Consider the following 17,835-nt stretch of genomic DNA (forward strand, 5'->3'; position numbering starts at 1 on the left):
CGGCTCCCTCAGTCGCCGCTCGCCTGTTCCGAGGTCTCCCGTTGGTCGGCCTCGCACGGCGCGATAGCTATCTCCATCTCGACGCCCTCGACGTCCCACGTCTTGCGGTGGCCGTCCTCGACCTCGCCGAACTCGTCGGCGCGGACCTCCTCCGCGATGAGCGCCTCGTGTTCGCGGACCAGCGAGTCGACGCGGTCATCGGCAATCGAGAGGTCCACGACGATGCGGGCCTCGATGTCCAGTTCGAGGTCCTTGCGCATCTCCTGTATCCGACGGATGACTTCTCGTGCATAGCCCTCGCTCTTGATGTCCTCGGTGAGCGTCGTATCGACGTAGACGACGCCGCCGCCGTCGAGGGCGGCGAACTCGGTGCCGGTGACGCCCTCGGGCGTCTCGCGGCGGAAGGTCACCATCTCGTCGGTCAACTCGACCGATTCGCCCAGCGTCTCCTCGACGCTCCCTTCGAGGGCATCGAGGGACGGTTCGTCGAGTCGGGCCTCGTTCATCGCGTTCATCACGCGGCCGGCGTCGTCCCCGAACGCCGGACCGAGTTCGCTCATGTCGGCCTCGGCGGAGTAGTGGAGTTCGCCCCACGCCTCGTCGGGGCCGACGACGTCGACCGCACGGGCGTTGAGGCGGTCGGCGACGATGGCCGCCTGTGCGCGCACCGCGTCGGCCACGGCGTCGCTGTCGGTGTCGTCAGACTCCGTCTGACTGTCCGCCGGACCCTGTCCGGCGACGTCGACGACGACGCGTGTGACCGGCCAGCGAAGTTTCCGCTCGGCCTGCTGGCGTGCGTTCGAGCCGGCCTCCTCGACTTCCCGGACGACCTCCATCTCGTCTTCGAGGGCAGGGTCGTGGAGGTCCTCGGTGGGTTCGGGCCAGTCGCACATGTGGACCGTCGGGTGGCCCGCGTCGCCGGTCAGCGAGCTGTAAATCTCCTCGGCGACGAACGGCGTGAACGGAGCGAACAGCGCGGCGACCTCCTCTAGGACGCGGTAGAGGGTGGCGTAGGCGGCCTGCTTCGAGTCGCTGTCTTCCTCCTCCCACATCCGCTCGCGGACGACCTGGATGTAGAACCGCGAGACGTCCTCGACGACGAAGTCCAGCAGTTCGTGGGCGGCCTTATCGTTCTCGAAGGCCTCCATGTGTTCGGTCATCGCCTGCTCGACGCTCTGGAGGCGCGAGAGGACCCACTGGTCGGCGAGTTCGAGGTCCTCGCGCACGGACTCGACGGTGGTCTCCTCGGGGTCGAAGTCGTCGGCCCGCATGTACGGCAGCGGGAACCGGGCGACGTTCCAGAGGATGTTCAGCCGGCGCTGCATCTCCTGGGTCTCCTCCCACGAGAAGTTCATGTCCTCGCCCTGCGCGGTCACGGAGAGCAGGAACAGGCGCATCGGGTCGCGGCCGTGCTTCTCGATGACCTCGTGCGGGTCGACGAGGATACCCTTCGATTTGGACATCCCGCGGCCGTCGGGCATGTTGGCGTAGCCGTGCATCAGCACCTCCTTGTACGGTGATTTGCCGGTGGCGGCGGTGGACATCCCGAGTTGGGACCAGAACCACCCGCGGGTCTGGTCGTGGGCCTCCATGATGAGGTCGGCGGGCCACAGGCGCTCGAAGTCCTCCTCCTTCTCGGGGTAGTCGAGCGTCCCCCACGTCGCCACGGAGGAGTCCAGCCACACGTCGAAGACGTCGCCGACGCGGGTGTACGTGGTCCCGTCCTCCGTGATCGTGAGGTCGTCGACGGTGCCCTTGTGCAGGTCCACCGTCTCGGGGTCGATATCTTGGTCGACTCGCGCTGCGAGTTCCTCGCGGTCGCCGACGACGATGGCGTCGTCCATCGACCCGTCCCAGTCGTCAGGAAGCCAGATGGGGATTGGGATGCCCCAGTAGCGCTGGCGCGAGACGTTCCAGTCGGGGGCGTCCTCGACGAAGTCCCGGAAGCGATTGTCGCGGGCCCACTGCGGGTGCCACTCGCTGTCCTCGATGTTGTCGAGCAGTTCCTCTTTGATGTCGGTGACCGTGATGAACCACTGGTCGGTGACGATGCGGACGATGCCCGTATCGCAACGCCAGCAGTGGCCCTCGTTGACGGTGTAACCCGACTCGCTGGCCAGCAGGAGCCCCTTCGAATCGAGGTCGGCGACGACGTCGTCGTTGGCGTCCCGGACGAACGTGCCCGCGTACTTGCCCCCTTCTTCGGTGTAGACGCCGTCGCCGCCGACGGGACAGAAGATTTCGAGGCCGAGTTCGCGGCCGCGCTCGAAGTCCTCCTCACCGTGGCCGGGCGCGGAGTGGACCAGCCCGGTCTGGTCCTCGGCGTCGACGTACGCCGCGGTGTAGACCTGTCCCGACCCCTCGCCTTGGGCGTGGTCGGGTACTTCCTCGGCCAACGGGTGGTCGTACTGCCAGCCGACCATCTCCTCGCCGCTGACCTCTTCGACGACCTCGTAGTCCTCGTAGCGGCCCTTCGAGAGGACGTCCTCGACGCGCGGTTCTGCGACGTACAGCACCTCGCTCTCGCCGTCTTTCTCGGCGCGGACGCCCTGATAGGTGACCTCGCCGTCGACGGCGACGAACGTGTTGGCGGGGATGGTCCACGGGGTGGTCGTCCAGATGACGAGCGACCCCTCGCGGTCGGCCAAGGGGAACTTCACGTAGATAGACGGTTTGCCGACCTCCTCGCGTTCGACCTCGTTGTTGGCGATGGCCGTCTCACAGCGGGGACACTGGTTGATAGAGCGCTGGCCCTGCTCGACGAGTCCGCGCTCGTGGGCCTGCTGGAACCCCCACCACGCGGCCTCCATGTACTCCGGATTGACCGTCTTGTAGGGGTCGTCCCAGTCCATCCAGACGCCGAAGTCCTGAAAGTCCGTCTGGAGACCGTCGAGTTGCTCCTCGGCGAAGGCCTTGCACTCCTCGATGAAGTTCTCCTCGCCGAAGCGCTCGATGTCCTTCTTGTTCTCGAAGTCCAGTCGCTCCTCGACTTTCGTCTCGATGGGCAAGCCGTGCATGTCGTAGCCCGGCCGGTCGGTGACGTCGTATCCCTGCATCCGCAGATAGCGGATGTAGAGGTCTTTCAGCGTCTTGTTCCACGTCGTCCCCATGTGGGCGGCCCCGGAGGTGTAGGGCGGCCCGTCGACGAAGAAAAAGTCCTCCCCGTCGGCGCGGTGCTCGACCGTCTGCTCGTAGGCGTCGACGTCGTCCCAGTACTCGAAGACCCCCGATTCGACGCTCTCGGGGTCGTACTGGTCGTCGACCGCGGCGAACCGTTCCATATCGGTCACATTCGCCGCCGGCATTAAAGGGCAATCGGTTGTCTGCGTGGCCGAGCGGGGGCCTGCAGGTCAGCGCTCGCGCTTGAGTAACAGGCCGGCGGTCTGCCCGCTGTTCTCCGTGATGGGAGCGACGACCTCCCACCCCTCGGCACCGAGTTCGTTCAGTTCGTCGACGGGGACGCTGCTCCCGCCGAACACTCCAGTGTCGACCTCGAACAGTCTGTACTCGTAGGAGGGCATTCGTTCGACAGCTGGGCCGGCGACGGTACCAGTCTTGTGGTCCCACCCGCCGTGCGAGATGAAAACACAATTAGTCTCCCCATCTCGTCCGGTGGACTAGAGACTATGGTACGTACGTGTGTCATCGGCTGCGGAAACATGGGCAGTGCTCTCGTGAGGGGGCTCTACGCGTCGGGCAACCACTCGGTCGTCGCCTGCGACCTCGACCCGGACGCGCTGGCCGCCGTCGCCGACTACTGCGAGGAGACGACCGACGACGTGGGTCGAGCGGCCGACGCCGAGGTCGTCTTCCTCGCGGTCAAACCGGACATCGTGGAAGCGGTGCTTGACGAACTGGACCTCTCGGCCGACCAGACGCTCGTCTCCATCGCGGCCGGCGTCCCGACGGCGTTCGTCGAAGCCCGGACGGACGCGCGGGTCGTACGCATCATGCCGAACCTCGCCGCCGAGACGCGGGACATGGCGGCCGCGGCGACCGGCGACGTCACCGACGAGGTCCGCGAACTGCTGGACGACGTGGGCGAGTTCGCCGAAATCGAGGAGGGCCAGATGGACATCGCCACCGCGGTCAACGGGAGCGGCCCAGCCTTCGTCTTCTACTTCATCGAGGCCATGACCGAGGCCGGCGTCGCCGGCGGCCTGGACCACGAGGAGGCGCAGGTGCTGGCCGCCCAGACGTTCAAGGGCGCCGCCGAGACGGTCCTGCAGGACGACCGCACCGCCGACGAACTCGTCGACGCGGTCTGCTCGCCCAACGGGACGACCATCGAGGGCATGGAGGTGCTCTGGGACAGCGAGGCCGACGCGGCGCTCGCCGACGCCGTCGCGGCCGCAGAACAGCGCTCGGAAGAACTGGCGGCCGCATTCGAGGATGACTGAGCGCGTCGACGCCGCCGCGCTCTCTCGCGCCCGCGAACAGGCCGCCGCGGCCGAGCGCGTCATCGTCAAGGCCGGCACGAACTCGCTGACCGACGCGGAGTCGAACTTAGACGACGAGAAACTCGACAAACTCGTCGACGACATCGAGTCGCTGCTCTCGCGGGGCAAGGAGGTCATGCTGGTCTCCTCCGGTGCCGTCGGCGCCGGCATCGGCCGGATTGACCACGACACCGAGACCGTCGAGAAGTCACAGGCGCTCTCGACGGTGGGCCAGAGTCACCTGATGCACCGCTATACGGAGAGTTTCGCCCGATACGACCGCAAGGTCGCCCAGATACTCATCACGGAACACGACCTCGACAACCCCGAGCGGTTCACCAACTTCCGCAACACCGTCGAGACGCTGCTGGACTGGGGCATCGTCCCCATCATCAACGAGAACGACGCCGTCGCGACCGAGGAACTCCAGATCGGCGACAACGACATGATCTCGGCCTCTATCGCCATCGGCGTCGGCGTCGACTTGCTGGTGACCCTGACCGACGTCGGCGGCGTCTACACCGGCAACCCGAAGGAAGACCCAGACGCCGAGCACATTCCGGTCGTCGGCGAGAACTACGGCGAGGTCGAAGACGTCGTCACGGAGAGTTCGACGGGCGGTTTCGGCGGCATCCAGACGAAGGTCAGCGGCGCGCGGGACGTCAGCGAACACGGCATCCCGGCCATCATCGCGAAGTCGACGGAACCGGACGTCCTGCGAAAGGTCGCCGAGGCGGAATCGGTGGGCACAATATTCGTCCCCATCAACGGTGAGACAGATGACTGAGACGACCGAGCAACAGGTGACCGCTGCACAGTCCGCGGCCCTGCGGCTGGCAAACGTCGACGCCGCCGAGCGCGACGCCGCGCTCTCGGCCATCGCCGACGCCATCCGCGACAACAGCGACGCCATCCTCGCGGCCAACGAGGAGGACGTCGCGGCGGCCGAGGAGATGCTCGCGGAGGGCGAGTACACGCAGGCGCTCGTCGACCGACTCAAACTCGACGCGGGCAAGCTAGAGAGCATCGCCGAGATGGTCGAGTCCGTCGCCGAGCAGGACGACCCGCTGGGGGAGACGCTGGCGGCCCGCGAACTCGACGAGGACCTCGAACTGTACAAGGTCGCGGTCCCCATCGGCGTCGTCGGGACCATCTTCGAGTCCCGCCCCGACGCGCTGGTCCAGATAGCCGCGCTCGCGCTGAAGTCCGGTAACGCCGTCATCCTGAAAGGTGGCAGCGAGGCCAGCGAGTCCAACCGCGTCCTCTACGAGACCATCGTCGAGGCGACGGCGGACCTCCCCGTCGGCTGGGCGACGCTCATCGAGGCCCACGAGGAGGTCGACGCCCTGCTGGAGATGGACGACGAGGTCGACCTCGTCATGCCGCGTGGCTCCTCGGAGTTCGTCTCCTACATCCAGGACAACACCCAGATTCCCGTGCTGGGCCACACCGAGGGCGTCTGTCACGTCTACGTCGACGAGGCCGCCGACCTCGAGATGGCCGCGGACGTCGCCTTCGACGCGAAGGTGCAGTACCCCGCGGTGTGTAACGCCGTCGAGACCCTCCTCGTGAACGACGCCGTGGCCGACGACTTCCTCCCCGAGATGGTCGCGCGCTACCGCGAGGCCGGCGTGACCCTGCGCGGCGACGCGGCCACCCGCGACGTCGTCGACGTCGACCCCGCGACCGACGACGACTGGGAGACGGAGTACGGCGACCTCGAACTGTCCATCAAGGTCGTCGACGACGTCTACGAGGCCATCGACCACGCGAACACCTTCGGCTCGAAACACACCGAGTCGATCCTCACCGAGGACGCCGACACCGCCGAGACGTTCATGACCGGCATCGACGCCGCCAGCGTCTTCCACAACGCCTCGACCCGCTTTGCCGACGGCTACCGCTACGGCCTCGGTGCCGAGGTGGGTATCTCGACGGGCAAGATTCACGCCCGCGGCCCCGTGGGGCTGGAGGGCCTGACGACCTACAAGTACTATCTGGAGGGCGACGGGCAGTTGGTCGCTAGCTACGCCGGCGACGACGCCCTTCCCTTCACCCACCGGGAGTTCGACGGCGAGTGGCGTCCCGGGCACCTCGCCGACGAGTAGCGTGCCACAGCCGAACTGAACCGCGCCGGCCCAGCAGTCGTCGTCAGTAGCCCAACCTTGATGGCAAAACCACTCGACTACCCAGCTATGGACGACTGCATCTTCTGCCAGATAGTCGCTGGCGACATCCCGAGCCGAACCGTCTACGAGGACGACACGGTGCTGGCGTTCTTGGACGCGAATCCGCTCGCACGGGGCCACACGCTCGTCATCCCGAAGGCCCACCACGAGACGATGGCGGACCTGCCCGAGGACGTCGGCGGCGACGTGTTCGCGGCTCTCCACGAACTCACGCCCGCCGTGGAGGCGGCCGTCGACGCCCCCGCGAGTACCGTCGCGTTCAACAACGGCGAGGAGGCCGGCCAAGAGGTCCCGCACGTCCACGGCCACATCGTCCCGCGGTTCTCCGACGACGGCGGCCGGCCGATTCACGCCATCTTCGGCGACCGGCCGGACCTCCCCGAGGCGGAGCTGGACGACATCGCGGCGGCGATCGGCGACAGCGTCTGAGTTAGCGGACGGTCAGCGCCTCGTCGGCGGTGACGACGGTCGAGCGGTAGCGGTCGAGACGGTCCTGTGAGACGTAGCCGTCCGCGCCGACGAACGGGCGGTCGGTGTCCGAGACCTCGAACCCGTGGACCCCGGCGCTGACGACGACGCTGCCTCCGTTCTCGACGCGAGCGAGGTGGAGGTAGACGACACTCGGGTTCGACTCGTCGAGGATGCCCGCGTGGGTTTCCATCGTGACCGGCTCCCCGAGCAGCGACGCCGCTTCGGTGCCGAGTCGCGTCGGCCCGCGTGCCCACTCGACGCTCCCGTCCCCGACGCCGGCCGAGCGGAGGAACGACTCCGCCTGATCGTTCGTCAGCAGGTCCGAGAGGGAGAGTCCGGCGAGCGTGTTGATCGACTGGCCGGCGACGCTGGCCACCGGCGTACTGAGGACGCCGAGGCTGAGTGGCGCGGTGTCTATCTCGGCCGCGTCCTGCTTTTCGGCCGTCGCCGAGCGCGCGTGCGTGACCTCGGTCCCGGCGTTCTCGAACAGGTCGGCCGAGAACCCGAAATCGCCGGGGAGATGGAGCACCTCGGTCGGCGAGAACGTCGTTCCCGGGAAGAAGAACGAACTCGGGAACGACACCGGGAGTCCGGCGCTCGTCGCGGGGTGTGCGTTCGTCTCCATCGGCAGGAGCGCGGCGTCGGGGAAAAGCGCGGAGTCCGGCCAGAACACCGAGTCCGGCCAGAAGAGCGAATCGGGAGCGAACACGGCGTCGGGATAGAACGCCGAGTCGGGGAACGGCCCCTCGTCGGCGCCGCCGAGGGTGCCCGGACCGGTCGGGAAGAACAGAACCGTGCCGCTGGGCGAGAGGTTGGCCCCCGAGTCGACGACGGTAAACGGGTCGGGGACCGACGAAACCGGTTCCGAAGGGAAGAAAAGCGCCAGCGATTGCGGGTTCAGCAGCGACTCCGAGAGGGTAAACGAGTCCGGGAAGAACGTCGAGTCGAGGAACAGGTCGCCGAGCGACGCGGCGAGTATCGGCCGATCGGCGGAGAAGACGGCCTCGGGAAAGAACGTCGAGTCGGGGAACAGCGTCTCACCGGGAATATACGCGAACGGGACGCCGCGTTCCCGGTCGGAGAAGACGACGACGCCGGCGTCGTCGATGGGGCGTTCGGGGGCGACCGCACCGAGTTGATCCGCGTCGGTCCCGAGGAACGTCTGCAGTCGGCCGGGGTCGGTCACCGAGACGCCCGTATCGAAGAACACGTCCGCCGGCGCGGCGACGTACGTCGCGTCGAGTTCCGTCCCTGCCTCGAACGAGCGACCCGCGGTCCCGACGGCCCCGCTGTCGACGCCGGGGCCCGGAAAGACGGCCACGGTCGAGCGTGCGTCGTCGTCGGGCAGTATCCAGTTCTTGTTCGGGAACCACTCGGCGTCGACGTCGAACACCGAGTTCGGGAAGAACGCCGAGTCGGGGACCGAGAAGCCGGTGTCGGTGGGGACGAACGGTCCCTCCGAGAGCGCCGAACGATGGGCGACCGCGAGGGCCTCGTTCGCGTCGAGTACGGCCCCGGACAGCGCCGCCCCCGGTGCGAACAGGACCACACCGCGCGGGTCGACGACGCCGTCCCGGAGAAACGGGAGGGTCCCCCCGACGGTGTCGAACGCCGTCGCGGGACCGACGAACAGTCGGTCTGTCGTCCCGTCGAAGGGGACAGCCCCGCCGGAGAACCGCAGCAGGAGCGGCCCCGATTCCGAGTCCCCCCACGACATCTCGCCGTCGGTCTGTGCGTACACCGAGACGAAACGATCGATGGTCGCGGTGACGTCCCGCCCGTTGACGGTTCGTTCGACCGTTCGTCGCCGGGACTGCTCGACGATAGAGGCGAACCCGAGCGACGACTGTGCCGCCGGTGGCAACACGACAGCGTCTGCGGTGAACTCGTTGTCTGTGGCGTATTCACACCCGGCGAGCGCTCCAGTCGCGGCTGTCAGCCCCATCGTGCGGAGCAACTCACGCCGGTGCCACAGCGTACGGCCACCCTTTCGTGTCATCCAGCCACCTTAGTGGAACGTACGTAACGCTCGGCGGCGGCATAACTATTCTCATCACTCGAAGCACTGAATTTCGAGATGATTCATCTAGAACTTTTTATTTCAATACGCGGTAGGATTGTCGTATGGGGTGTACGACGCTCGCACTCACAGGGGTGACCGGGGGTGCCGGGACGACGAGGACGACAGTCGAGATCGCGGCGACACTGGCCCGCGCGGGCCGGTCCGTCGCCGTTCTAGACGCCGCGTTCGCCACGCAGGGACTGGCGACACACGTCGGGGGACGACTCACCGACGACGTGACCGGCGTCGTGACGGGTGAGGCAGCGCTCGACGACGCGCTGTACGACGCCGGATTCGACGTGCCGGGCCGGGTCGAGATTTGCCCGGCCCACGCGCCGTTCGAGCGCCTCGCCCGCGCGAAGACGCCCGAGAGCGCGCGGGCTTTCGAGACGACCGTCGCGGACGCCGCCGGTCGTTTCGACCACGTCATACTCGACGTTCCACCCGTCGCGGCGAACCAGTCCATCGCGGCGCTCACCACCGCACAGCGTCGTGCACTCGTCGTCCCGGCGACCCAGCGCGGCCGGGACCTCCTCCCGCGACAGCAGGGTCGGTGTCGTGACCTCGACGCGATGGCGGACGCCGTCGTCGCCACGCGAACGGACGTCGACGGGGCACTGTCCATCGAGGCCGCCGACCACGAGATCCCCGCTGCCGGCCCGAACGCGTCGGTTCCGACGGCACTGGACCCGGAGTCGGACCTCGCACCGGCCGTGGCCGACGCGGTCGAGGCACTGCTGGACGTGGACCTCGCGCTTGAGTTCCCCGAGGGGAGTCTGTTCGACCGCGTCGGCCGTTAGAGATCCGGCAGCGGAACGACCACGACCGGGCGGTTCACGCGGGCCAGCAGGTTCGTGACGGTCGACCCGACGCCGCCGGCGCCCTCGGTGCCGCGATTCGCGCCGAGAACGACCACGTCGGGGCCGTGGTCGTCGACGGCCGCCAGCAGTTCCGCGACCGGGTCGCCGTCTCTGGTCTCCGTCGTCGGCATCACGGCCGCGAGGCGCGACCGGGCCACGTTGGCGGCGTCGCCGGCGTCCCGTGACGGCGCGTCGGGTTCCCTGACGCCGACCACGACGACGCTGTCCTCGCTGGGGTCGAGACGGTCCTGTAGGTAGTCCGCGGCCGCCGCGGTGACGTGTACCGACGACGCGCCGACGAGATACTCGGTCATACTTCGGGGTGGGCGCTCGGGTGGCTTCGGCGTTTCGGCGGGGCGCTTCCCGTTGGTCGGCCCCGTGCCACTGTTCCGCGGGTCGCTTCGCTCCCCGTATCGCATCGAGAGGCTTCGCTGTCCGAGGGACCGACGGCTGTCGGTCCCTCGCTACCCGACGAACTTACATACGCCCCCGCCTGTACCGGAGAGCGTGCGCGTCGAGAACAGTTTCATCGGGGTCGACGGCGTCGGCGAGCAGACAGAGCGGTCCATCTGGGAGCAGGGAATCACCCACTGGGACGAGTTCGAACCCGGTGTCGTCGGCGGCAAGCGCGGCGACCGCATCCAGCGGTTCATCGAGGAGGGACGCGACCACCTCGACGCGGCCGACGTGGCGTACTTCGACCAGCAGTTCCCGAACAGCGAGCAGTGGCGCCTCTACGAGACGTTCCGGGACCGCGCGTGTTTCTTCGACATCGAGACGACCGGCCTCGACCAGCAACGAAACCGGGTGACGACGGTCAGCCTCCATCAGGACGGCGAGACGGAGACGCTCGTGGCCGGCGACGACCTGACCGCCGGGAACCTCCGGGCGGCCTTCGCCGACGCCGACCTGCTGGTGACGTTCAACGGCAAGCGCTTCGACGTGCCCTTCCTCGAAGCGAACTTCGACGTCGACCTCCAGCGCCCGCATCTCGATCTGCTGTACACCTGCAAGAAAATCGGCCTCTCGGGCGGGCTGAAGCAGGTCGAGCAGGACATCGGCATCGAGCGCGACCGACCCGACATCTCCGGACGCGACGCGGTCCGCCTCTGGCGGGAACACGAGAGCGGCCGCGGCGGGGCCCTAGAGACGCTGGTGTCGTACAACCGCGAGGACACCGTCAACCTCCGCACCCTGGCCGACGAGGTGACGGGGAGCCTCCACGACGACGTGTTCGTCCGCTGACTCAGAACCGGGTCGGGTCGGCCTCCGGCGCGGTGTCGGCGGGCCGCAGCAGGTGGGCCCGACCGGCGAGAAAGCCCAGCAACAGGCCGGTGAAGTGGGCGACCAGCGCGACGCCGGGGTTGGCCGTCAGCAGGGTTATCGCCGCCGCGAGGACGCCGCCCAGCGCCAGTTGCGCGCGAGCGGGGAGTTCGAACCCGCCGACGACCGTCTCGGTGAAGCGGTTGGCCGCAAGCAGGTAGCCAAAGAGGCCGAAGATGGCGCCGCTGGCCCCGAGGACGCTGACGCTCGCCGGGACGCCCGGAATCAGGGGGCCGACGGTCCCGACGAAAGCGACCTGTGCGACCCCGGAGAGGGCGCCGACGGCGACGAAAAAGCCGTGAAAGCGCGCGCTGGTCGTCGTCCGTTCGAGCAGGAGGCCCGCGAGGGCGAGCGCTGCGGCGTTGGCAAGCAAGTGGGAGGGGCCGGCGTGGGCGTAGACGCTCGTGACCAGCGTCCACGGCTGGTCGAGCAAGGGATTCGACAGCGCGAAGATGTGGCGCTGGCGTGCGACGAGTCCGACGACCTGCTGGAGGGCGAACACGGCGACGATGAGGAGCAGCGTCACGAGCGTCGGACTCTCGGCGGGACGGCGCATAGGGTAGTGTTGTCGAGCAGCGCACAAGAAAGGTCCGGGTGCCACGGTCGTCGGAGTCCAGAACGCATACGTGACCGCGTGCCGTTCCATCGCACATGTCCGACATCAGCGAATCGCTCGCCGACGCCTTCGGCGAGGAGACCGACGCAGACACCGCACAGACCGCCGCCGAGAACGTCGCCGCCTTCGCCGAGCAGTACGACGAGGCCCTCACGGCCGACGCCGTCAGAGAGACGTTCGAGGAGGCCCCCTACGACGACTTCGAGCGCCGATTCAACTGGCTCGTCGGCGAACTCGCCGCCGCGAACGACGACTGCACCGACACCCGGGAGTTCCGCATCGACGGATTCGGCGACCTCGCCGCGGACCCCGAAATCGGCGCGTAAGGGATGGACGGCGGGACGTACACGCTCGTCCTCGAACGCGACAGCGACGGCCCCCTCGCGGTTGGCGCGCTCGGGGACCTATCGCTCCCCGCGGGGTGGTACGCCTACACCGGGAGCGCGCTCGGGGCCGGCGGGTTCTCGCGGGTCGACCGTCACCGGGCCGTCGCCAGCGGCGACAACGACGCCCGCCACTGGCACGTCGACTACCTGCTGGGCGACGGCGCTACGCGATTCGACACCGTCGTCACGACCCGCGCCGACGTCGAGTGTGCCGTCGCCGAGCACTTACAGGACCACGGAGCGACCGAGTCGGTGCCCGACTTCGGCTGTTCGGACTGTGGCTGTCGCTCGCATCTGGTGTGCAGCGACAGGCGGGACGTGCTCCTGACGGCCGTCGAGACGGCCCACGCCGCGGTCGACGACTGACTACCCGACGACCTCGTATCCGGCGTCCGCGACGGCCGACGAGAGCGCGTCGTCGTCGATGGCGCCGCTGGTCTCCACGACGAGAGCGTCCGCGTCGTGGTCCGCCGTGGCCGCTTCGACGCCGGCGACGCCGAGGGCGGCGGCCTCGACCGACTCCTCGCACCCTGTACAGGACATGCCACTCACCGAGAGCGTTCGTTGCTCCATAGCCGCCGGTAACGACTGCGGGGGGAAAACGGCTTGGCCCCAGCGCGTCGCACCGGGGCCGCCGAACGAGTGCCGGACTCAGCAGTCCTGTGGCTCGACGTGTGTCGTCGGCGACTCGCCGTCGGGGACGGCGAAGAACAGCGCGTAGGCGACCGCTCGTTGCGTGTCGCTCGGGTTCCTCGCGACTTCTTCGTGGCCGCCGGGGTCGACGAACGCCTCACCGGCCGCGTAGGTGTGGGTGGTGCAGGTGTGGGAAAAGACGACCTCGAGTTCGCCTTCGACGAGGGTGACGACGACCGGACCCGGATGGGTGTGCCACCCGGTCGTCCCGCCCGGCTCCAGCGTCACCCGAGCGAGGACGATGGTGGAGGCGTCACGGACGAACGCGGCTTCGTCGCCGCCCTGTTCGAAGGTGACGCCCAGCGCCATCCCCACGTCGTCGGTGAAGCCCGCATGCGGGGCGAGAACCTCGATGCTCAGGCCTTCTGGCTGGTCGACCTGTCCGCCGCCGGTCTGACCGTCGTCTGTCTGTCCGTCGTCGGCCTGTGCGGCGGCGACGCCGCTCGAGGAGAGCGCGAGCGCGCCGGCACCGAGTTTCGCGGAGTCCGAGAGGAAGTCGCGCCGCAAGAACGGGAGCGCAGCGAAGTGGCCCGCGTCGGTGTCCCGGTCGCGTGACTCGTCGGGGGCAAGAGCACCGGTGTCGCCGTGTGTCAGTGGTTCGTCGTCTCGTGTCATGGCATTCTCCGGGGCGAAACCGCCCGAATAGAGCGGCGTCACGACCGAACGTAGTTATACGGTCACAGACATATTTGCGCTCGTAGTTGCATCGAGATACCGTGTGACAAGGGAACGTGACCGTCGCTAAGACGACGTTACCGGGGCCGCTGTGACTCGCGCGACGTCCGGCCCGAATCTGGCGTACGTGCCCGGTTCCGCCTCAAGAGATATGTATTGCAGGCTTGTTGGGCCGGGCTTTCCGCGCTAGTTCGTCGTCGCCGTCGGCCCGCCGTACCGTCACGTCGGCCCCGAACTCGTCCTCGAACAGCCACGCGGCCTGCGAGAGCACTTCGAGTTCCCGGTCGCCGTCGACGACGGGTTCGAGGCCGGCGCCCTGTTCGGCGAGGTCGGCGGCGTAGTCGGCGGCGGCGTCGCCGTGGGCCTGTATCGACGCCTCGCCCATGATTTCGCCGACGACTGCGTCGCCGGGGTCGGCGTCCTGTGCGATACTGTAGGCCCGGTACTTCCAGTCCTCGGCGACCACCACCTCGATTTCGTTCGGGTCCGCGATGTCGACGACGTCGGTGATGTCGCGCACGTCGTCGAGCGTCCTCCGGACGAGTTGGCGCTCGATGCGGTACTCCGCGACGTCCCGTAGCGATTCGGGCCACGGCGCCTCGACGACGAGGCCGTCCTCGTCCAGCAGGTGCCACAGTTCCTCGGCGAGGTACGGCGCGATTGGCGCGACCAGTTTCGTCAGCACCCGCAGGCCGCGACTGTAGGCGAAGCGGTAGGGCGTGTCGTAGCCCGCGTATCGGCGGAGCAGGCGGGCGAACCGCTGGAGTTCGCCGACGACGCGGTGGAACCGGAAGCGGTCGTACTCCTCGGTGACGGCGGCGATAGTCCGGTCTATCTCGCGTTCGAGATAGGCGTCGTGGGGCGCGCTCTCGGTTCGGGTCTCGCGGCCCTCCACGTAGTCGCTGACCATCCCGTAGAGGGTCTGCTGGAACTCGTAGGCCGTCGAGACGTCCTTGACCGTCCACTCGAAGTCCTGTTCGGGGTGGGCCGCCGAGAGGACGAACAACCGAGTGGTCTCGGCGCCGTACTCGTGTGGTGCGACGGCGTTACCCTTCGACTTGGACATCTTCTCGCCGCTGTGGAGGACCGTCCCCTGATTGATGAGTCGGTCGACCGGTTCCCGGCGGTTCAACAGGCCCAGATCCGCGAGCGCCCGCGTGAAAAAGCGGATGTACAGCAGGTGGAGGACGGCGTGTTCCTCGCCGCCGACGTAGACGTCGACCGGGAGCCACTCGTCCGCAGTCTGCTGGTCGAAGGGGGCGTCCGCTTGGCTCGCGGTTTCACCGCTCGCCTCGCTATGCGGCGAGAGATAGCGCAGGAAGTACCACGAGGAGTCGACGAACGTGTCCATCGTGTCCGTCTCGCGCACGGCGTCTCGGCCGCAGTCGGGGCACTCGGTCCGTTTCCACTCCTCGGCGGCGTCCAGCGGATTGCCCGTGGTCTGGACGTACTCGGGCAGTTCGACGGGCAGGTCCTCGTCGGGGACCGGCACCCGGCCGCAGTCGTCGCAGTGGACCATCGGAATCGGCGTCCCCCAGTAGCGCTGGCGGGAGATGAGCCAGTCCCGCAGGCGGTAGGTCGTCGCCTCCGCGGCGGCGTCGTGTTCGAGTAGGCGGTCGCGAGCGGCCGTACTCGCGAGGCCGTCGTACTCGCCGCTGTCGGTGAGCATCCCGTCGTCGGTGTAGGGCTCCTCGGGTAGGTTCGTACCGGTTCCGTCGACGGGTTCGACCACCTGCTCGACCGGCAGGTCGTGCTCGCTGGCGAAGGCGTGGTCTCGGTCGTTGTGGGCGGGCACGCCCATGACCGCGCCGGTGCCCACGTCGTCTAAGACGTAGGCGGCGACGTAGACGGGTATCTCCTCGCCGGTGTAGGGGTGGGTCGCGGTGAGGTCCGTCTCGACGCCGCTGAGACCCGCGTCGTCCGTGCTGGCGACCGACTCGACGTACTCGGCGACGGCCTCGTCTCGCTCGGTCAGTTCGCCGACCACCTCGTGGCCCGGAGCGAGCGCGAGGTACGTCGCGCCGTAGACGGTGTCCAGCCTCGTGGTGAAGGCGTCCACGTCGTGGCCGTCGACCGTGAAGGTGACGCGGGCTCCCTCCTGTCGGCCGATCCAGTTGCGCTGGCTGTCACGGACGCCCTCGGGCCACCCGTCTAAGTCGTCGAGGCCGTCGTACAGTTCGTCGGCGTAGTCGGTGATGGTGAGGAACCACTGGTCCAGGTCGCGCTGTTCGACGGCGGTGCCACACCGCCAGCAGACGCCGCCGTGACTGTGGTCGTGGCCGCCGTCCGCCTCGGTCTCGACCTGTGCGTCGGCCAGCACCGTCTCGCAGTCGGGACACCAGTTGACCGTCGCCGAGTCGTAGGAGACGAGGCCGGCCTCGTGCAGGCGGGTAAACAGCCACTGGTTCCACCGGTAGTACTCGGGGTCGCAGGTCGTTATCTCCCGACTCCAGTCGTAGCCAAAGCCCATCTCCTCTAAGTCGCCGCGCATCCGCTCGATGCAGGCCCGCGTCCACGACTCGGGGTCGGTGTCGCGCTCGTAGGCCGCGTTCTCGGCCGGGAGGCCGAAGGCGTCCCACCCCATCGGGTGGAGCACGTCGTCGCCCGCCATCCGGCGGTAGCGGGCGTAGGCGTCGGTGATGGCGTAGTTTCGGATGTGGCCCATGTGCAACGAGCCGGAGGTGTAGGGAAACATCCCCAGCACGTAGGTCGGGTCGTCGGCGTCGTCGGGGCAGTCGTAGACGCCCTCCCGGTCCCAGACGTGCTGCCAGTACTCCTTGACCCGTGCGTGGTCGTAGCGGCGCGACATTCGATACCTCGGAGTGGGACGGCGTGACACATGAGTGTTCGGCTAGCACGGGTGGCCGCTGGCCCGAATCCCGTCCCGACGGCGCTAGTTCGGCTTTCGAGCCTCGATGCTCGCGGAGACGAGGTAGTCGCTGGGGTCGTAGTCGTCGGCCCACTCGCGGACGAACTCGTCGCTGTCGTCCTTCGGACGGATGTCGATTGCCTCGAACCCGGCCTCTTCGAGCATCGTTTCGAGCGCATCGACGGTCGACGCGCCGGCCACGCAAGCCGCGAGCGACTCGGGGTCACGCGTAATCTCGGGCGGGAACTCGGCGGTCTGGACCACGTCGGAGATGGCAATCCGGCCGCCGGGTCGCAGCGCCCGGAACGCCTCGCGGAACACCTGCGGCTTGTCGGGCGAGAGGTTGACGACGCAGTTCGAGATGACCACGTCGACCGTCCCGTCGGCGACCGGGAGGTGTTCGATTTCGCCGAGGCGGAAGGAGACGTGGTCGGCGTCGTTCTCGGCGGCGTTCTCGCGTGCCTTCTCGACCATCTCCGGAGTCATGTCCACGCCGACGACGCGACCCTGCGGGCCGACGGCGTCGGCCGCCAGAAAGCAGTCGAATCCGGCACCCGACCCGAGGTCCAACACCGTCTCTCCCTCTTCGAGGTCGGCGATAGCCTGCGGGTTGCCACACCCGAGGCCGAGGTTCGCGTCACCCGCCACGTCCCCTATCTCACCGTCGTCGTACCCGAGTTTGCGGGCCATCTCGTCGGTCGCCCTCCCGTCCGTCCCGCCTTCGTCGCAGCACCCGCTGCTGTCGGTGGCGATTGCGGCGTAGCGTTCCCGGACGATGCGTCGCTGTTCGTCGGCGGTCCGTGCAGTCGAAACGGTGGAGTCGGTGTCAGTCATGGTCTAGGTGTATCTCGTCAAGCGTCTCGATGAGTGACTCGGCGGCCGGAGTCAGACCGTAGTAGCGCCAGCGACCGTCCTTCTCGCGCGTTACGAGACCGGCGTCGTACAGCGTCGAGAGCGCGTGGCTCACTGCGCTCTGGCTCAGACCGACCGCCTCAGGGAGTTCACAGGCACAGACTTCGCCCTCCGCGGCGGCCAGCAGTCGCAGTAGTTCGTAACGAGTGTCGTTGCCGGCCCCCGAGAGCAGACGGACGTGGGCCGCGAACTGCCGCCCGTCGACGTCGTGTTCGAGTGGCGCACAGCACTCCCGGTCGTCGGTCGTAGGGTTCTGGCTCATTGTTCGACCCTACATATGAGCATACGTGCATATGAGTGTGTCGACGCCGACGGTAACACCGCTGTCACCCGGTAACAA

At 67.9% G+C, this 17,835-nt stretch carries 18 protein-coding genes; 8 read left to right on the forward strand and 10 right to left on the reverse strand.

Going from position 1 to position 17,835, the window contains the following annotated elements; translation table 11 throughout:
- Nucleotides 1-8: 8 nt before the first annotated feature.
- Nucleotides 9-3,281 carry an isoleucine--tRNA ligase gene (gene ileS / locus IEY28_RS19110; protein WP_189001642.1) on the reverse strand — a complete coding sequence of 1,091 codons (3,273 nt, stop codon included), beginning with the start codon at nt 3,279-3,281 and terminating at the stop codon, nt 9-11.
- A 69-nt stretch (nt 3,282-3,350) separates the two neighbouring features.
- Complete coding sequence (locus IEY28_RS19115; RefSeq protein WP_189001644.1) at nt 3,351-3,521, reverse strand: DUF4177 domain-containing protein; 171 nt, start codon at nt 3,519-3,521, stop codon at nt 3,351-3,353.
- A 105-nt stretch (nt 3,522-3,626) separates the two neighbouring features.
- Between IEY28_RS19115 and proC the strand changes: the two genes are divergently transcribed.
- The 4 genes from proC (at nt 3,627) to IEY28_RS19135 (ending at nt 7,057) form a co-directional block, all read left to right on the forward strand.
- Complete coding sequence (gene proC, locus IEY28_RS19120) at nt 3,627-4,400, forward strand: pyrroline-5-carboxylate reductase (RefSeq protein WP_189001646.1); 774 nt, start codon at nt 3,627-3,629, stop codon at nt 4,398-4,400.
- A complete protein-coding gene (gene proB / locus IEY28_RS19125) occupies nt 4,393-5,226 on the forward strand; it encodes a glutamate 5-kinase (protein WP_189001648.1) in 834 nt (277 codons plus the stop codon). The genes proC and proB overlap by 8 nt, the downstream gene beginning before the upstream one ends.
- The gene (locus IEY28_RS19130; RefSeq protein ID WP_189001650.1) at nt 5,219-6,547 is read left to right on the forward strand and encodes a glutamate-5-semialdehyde dehydrogenase; all 1,329 of its coding nucleotides are present in this window, start codon (nt 5,219-5,221) and stop codon (nt 6,545-6,547) included. Before proB ends, IEY28_RS19130 begins: the two co-directional genes overlap by 8 nt.
- 87 nt (nt 6,548-6,634) lie before the next feature.
- Complete coding sequence (locus IEY28_RS19135) at nt 6,635-7,057, forward strand: HIT family protein (protein ID WP_166967160.1); 423 nt, start codon at nt 6,635-6,637, stop codon at nt 7,055-7,057.
- Between the two features lies 1 nt (nt 7,058).
- Here IEY28_RS19135 and IEY28_RS19140 read toward each other — a convergent pair whose 3' ends face one another.
- A complete protein-coding gene (locus tag IEY28_RS19140) occupies nt 7,059-9,098 on the reverse strand; it encodes a DUF6517 family protein (protein ID WP_189001652.1) in 2,040 nt (679 codons plus the stop codon).
- Nucleotides 9,099-9,223: 125 nt separating this feature from the next.
- Between IEY28_RS19140 and IEY28_RS19145 the strand changes: the two genes are divergently transcribed.
- Nucleotides 9,224-9,961 (forward strand): MinD/ParA family ATP-binding protein, encoded by a 738-nt coding sequence (locus IEY28_RS19145; protein ID WP_189001654.1) that lies wholly within the window; start codon nt 9,224-9,226, stop codon nt 9,959-9,961.
- Here the strand turns inward: IEY28_RS19145 and IEY28_RS19150 are convergent.
- Nucleotides 9,958-10,335, reverse strand: a complete 378-nt coding sequence (locus IEY28_RS19150) for a universal stress protein (RefSeq protein ID WP_189001655.1) — start codon at nt 10,333-10,335, stop codon at nt 9,958-9,960. The two genes, IEY28_RS19145 and IEY28_RS19150, sit on opposite strands and share 4 nt — an antisense overlap.
- A 193-nt stretch (nt 10,336-10,528) precedes the next feature.
- On the opposite strand from IEY28_RS19150, the gene IEY28_RS19155 reads away from it, so the two are divergent.
- Complete coding sequence (locus tag IEY28_RS19155) at nt 10,529-11,266, forward strand: ribonuclease H-like domain-containing protein (protein WP_189001663.1); 738 nt, start codon at nt 10,529-10,531, stop codon at nt 11,264-11,266.
- Nucleotide 11,267: 1 nt separating this feature from the next.
- On the opposite strand, the gene IEY28_RS19160 is transcribed toward IEY28_RS19155, so the two are convergent.
- Nucleotides 11,268-11,900, reverse strand: coding sequence for a rhomboid family intramembrane serine protease (locus tag IEY28_RS19160; RefSeq protein ID WP_189001665.1), 633 nt, complete (start codon nt 11,898-11,900; stop codon nt 11,268-11,270).
- 95 nt (nt 11,901-11,995) lie between these two features.
- Here IEY28_RS19160 and IEY28_RS19165 point away from each other — a divergent pair, with 95 nt between their 5' ends.
- The gene (locus IEY28_RS19165) at nt 11,996-12,286 is read left to right on the forward strand and encodes a hypothetical protein (RefSeq protein ID WP_189001667.1); all 291 of its coding nucleotides are present in this window, start codon (nt 11,996-11,998) and stop codon (nt 12,284-12,286) included.
- Nucleotides 12,287-12,289: 3 nt separating this feature from the next.
- Nucleotides 12,290-12,712, forward strand: a complete 423-nt coding sequence (locus IEY28_RS19170; protein WP_189001669.1) for a GIY-YIG nuclease family protein — start codon at nt 12,290-12,292, stop codon at nt 12,710-12,712.
- On the opposite strand, the gene IEY28_RS19175 is transcribed toward IEY28_RS19170, so the two are convergent.
- The 5 genes from IEY28_RS19175 to IEY28_RS19195 all read right to left on the reverse strand — a co-directional run bounded on the left by IEY28_RS19175 (nt 12,713) and on the right by IEY28_RS19195 (nt 17,757).
- Nucleotides 12,713-12,919 carry a heavy-metal-associated domain-containing protein gene (locus tag IEY28_RS19175; protein WP_189001670.1) on the reverse strand — a complete coding sequence of 69 codons (207 nt, stop codon included), beginning with the start codon at nt 12,917-12,919 and terminating at the stop codon, nt 12,713-12,715.
- Between the two features lie 78 nt (nt 12,920-12,997).
- On the reverse strand, nt 12,998-13,654 hold the full coding sequence (locus IEY28_RS19180; RefSeq protein WP_189001672.1) for a cupin domain-containing protein: 657 nt from the start codon (nt 13,652-13,654) through the stop codon (nt 12,998-13,000).
- Nucleotides 13,655-13,856: 202 nt separating this feature from the next.
- Entirely contained in the window at nt 13,857-16,523 is a 2,667-nt protein-coding gene (leuS, locus tag IEY28_RS19185; RefSeq protein ID WP_189001674.1) for a leucine--tRNA ligase, read from the reverse strand.
- Nucleotides 16,524-16,607: 84 nt separating this feature from the next.
- Nucleotides 16,608-17,417: an arsenite methyltransferase gene (locus IEY28_RS19190; RefSeq protein ID WP_189001676.1), complete on the reverse strand. Its 810-nt coding sequence runs from the start codon at nt 17,415-17,417 to the stop codon at nt 16,608-16,610.
- Entirely contained in the window at nt 17,410-17,757 is a 348-nt protein-coding gene (locus IEY28_RS19195; protein ID WP_189001678.1) for an ArsR/SmtB family transcription factor, read from the reverse strand. Before IEY28_RS19195 ends, IEY28_RS19190 begins: the two co-directional genes overlap by 8 nt.
- Nucleotides 17,758-17,835 lie beyond the last annotated feature (78 nt).

The sequence above is a fragment of the Haloarcula pellucida genome (assembly GCF_014647235.1).
Classification (GTDB): Archaea; Halobacteriota; Halobacteria; order Halobacteriales; family Haloarculaceae; genus Haloarcula; species Haloarcula pellucida.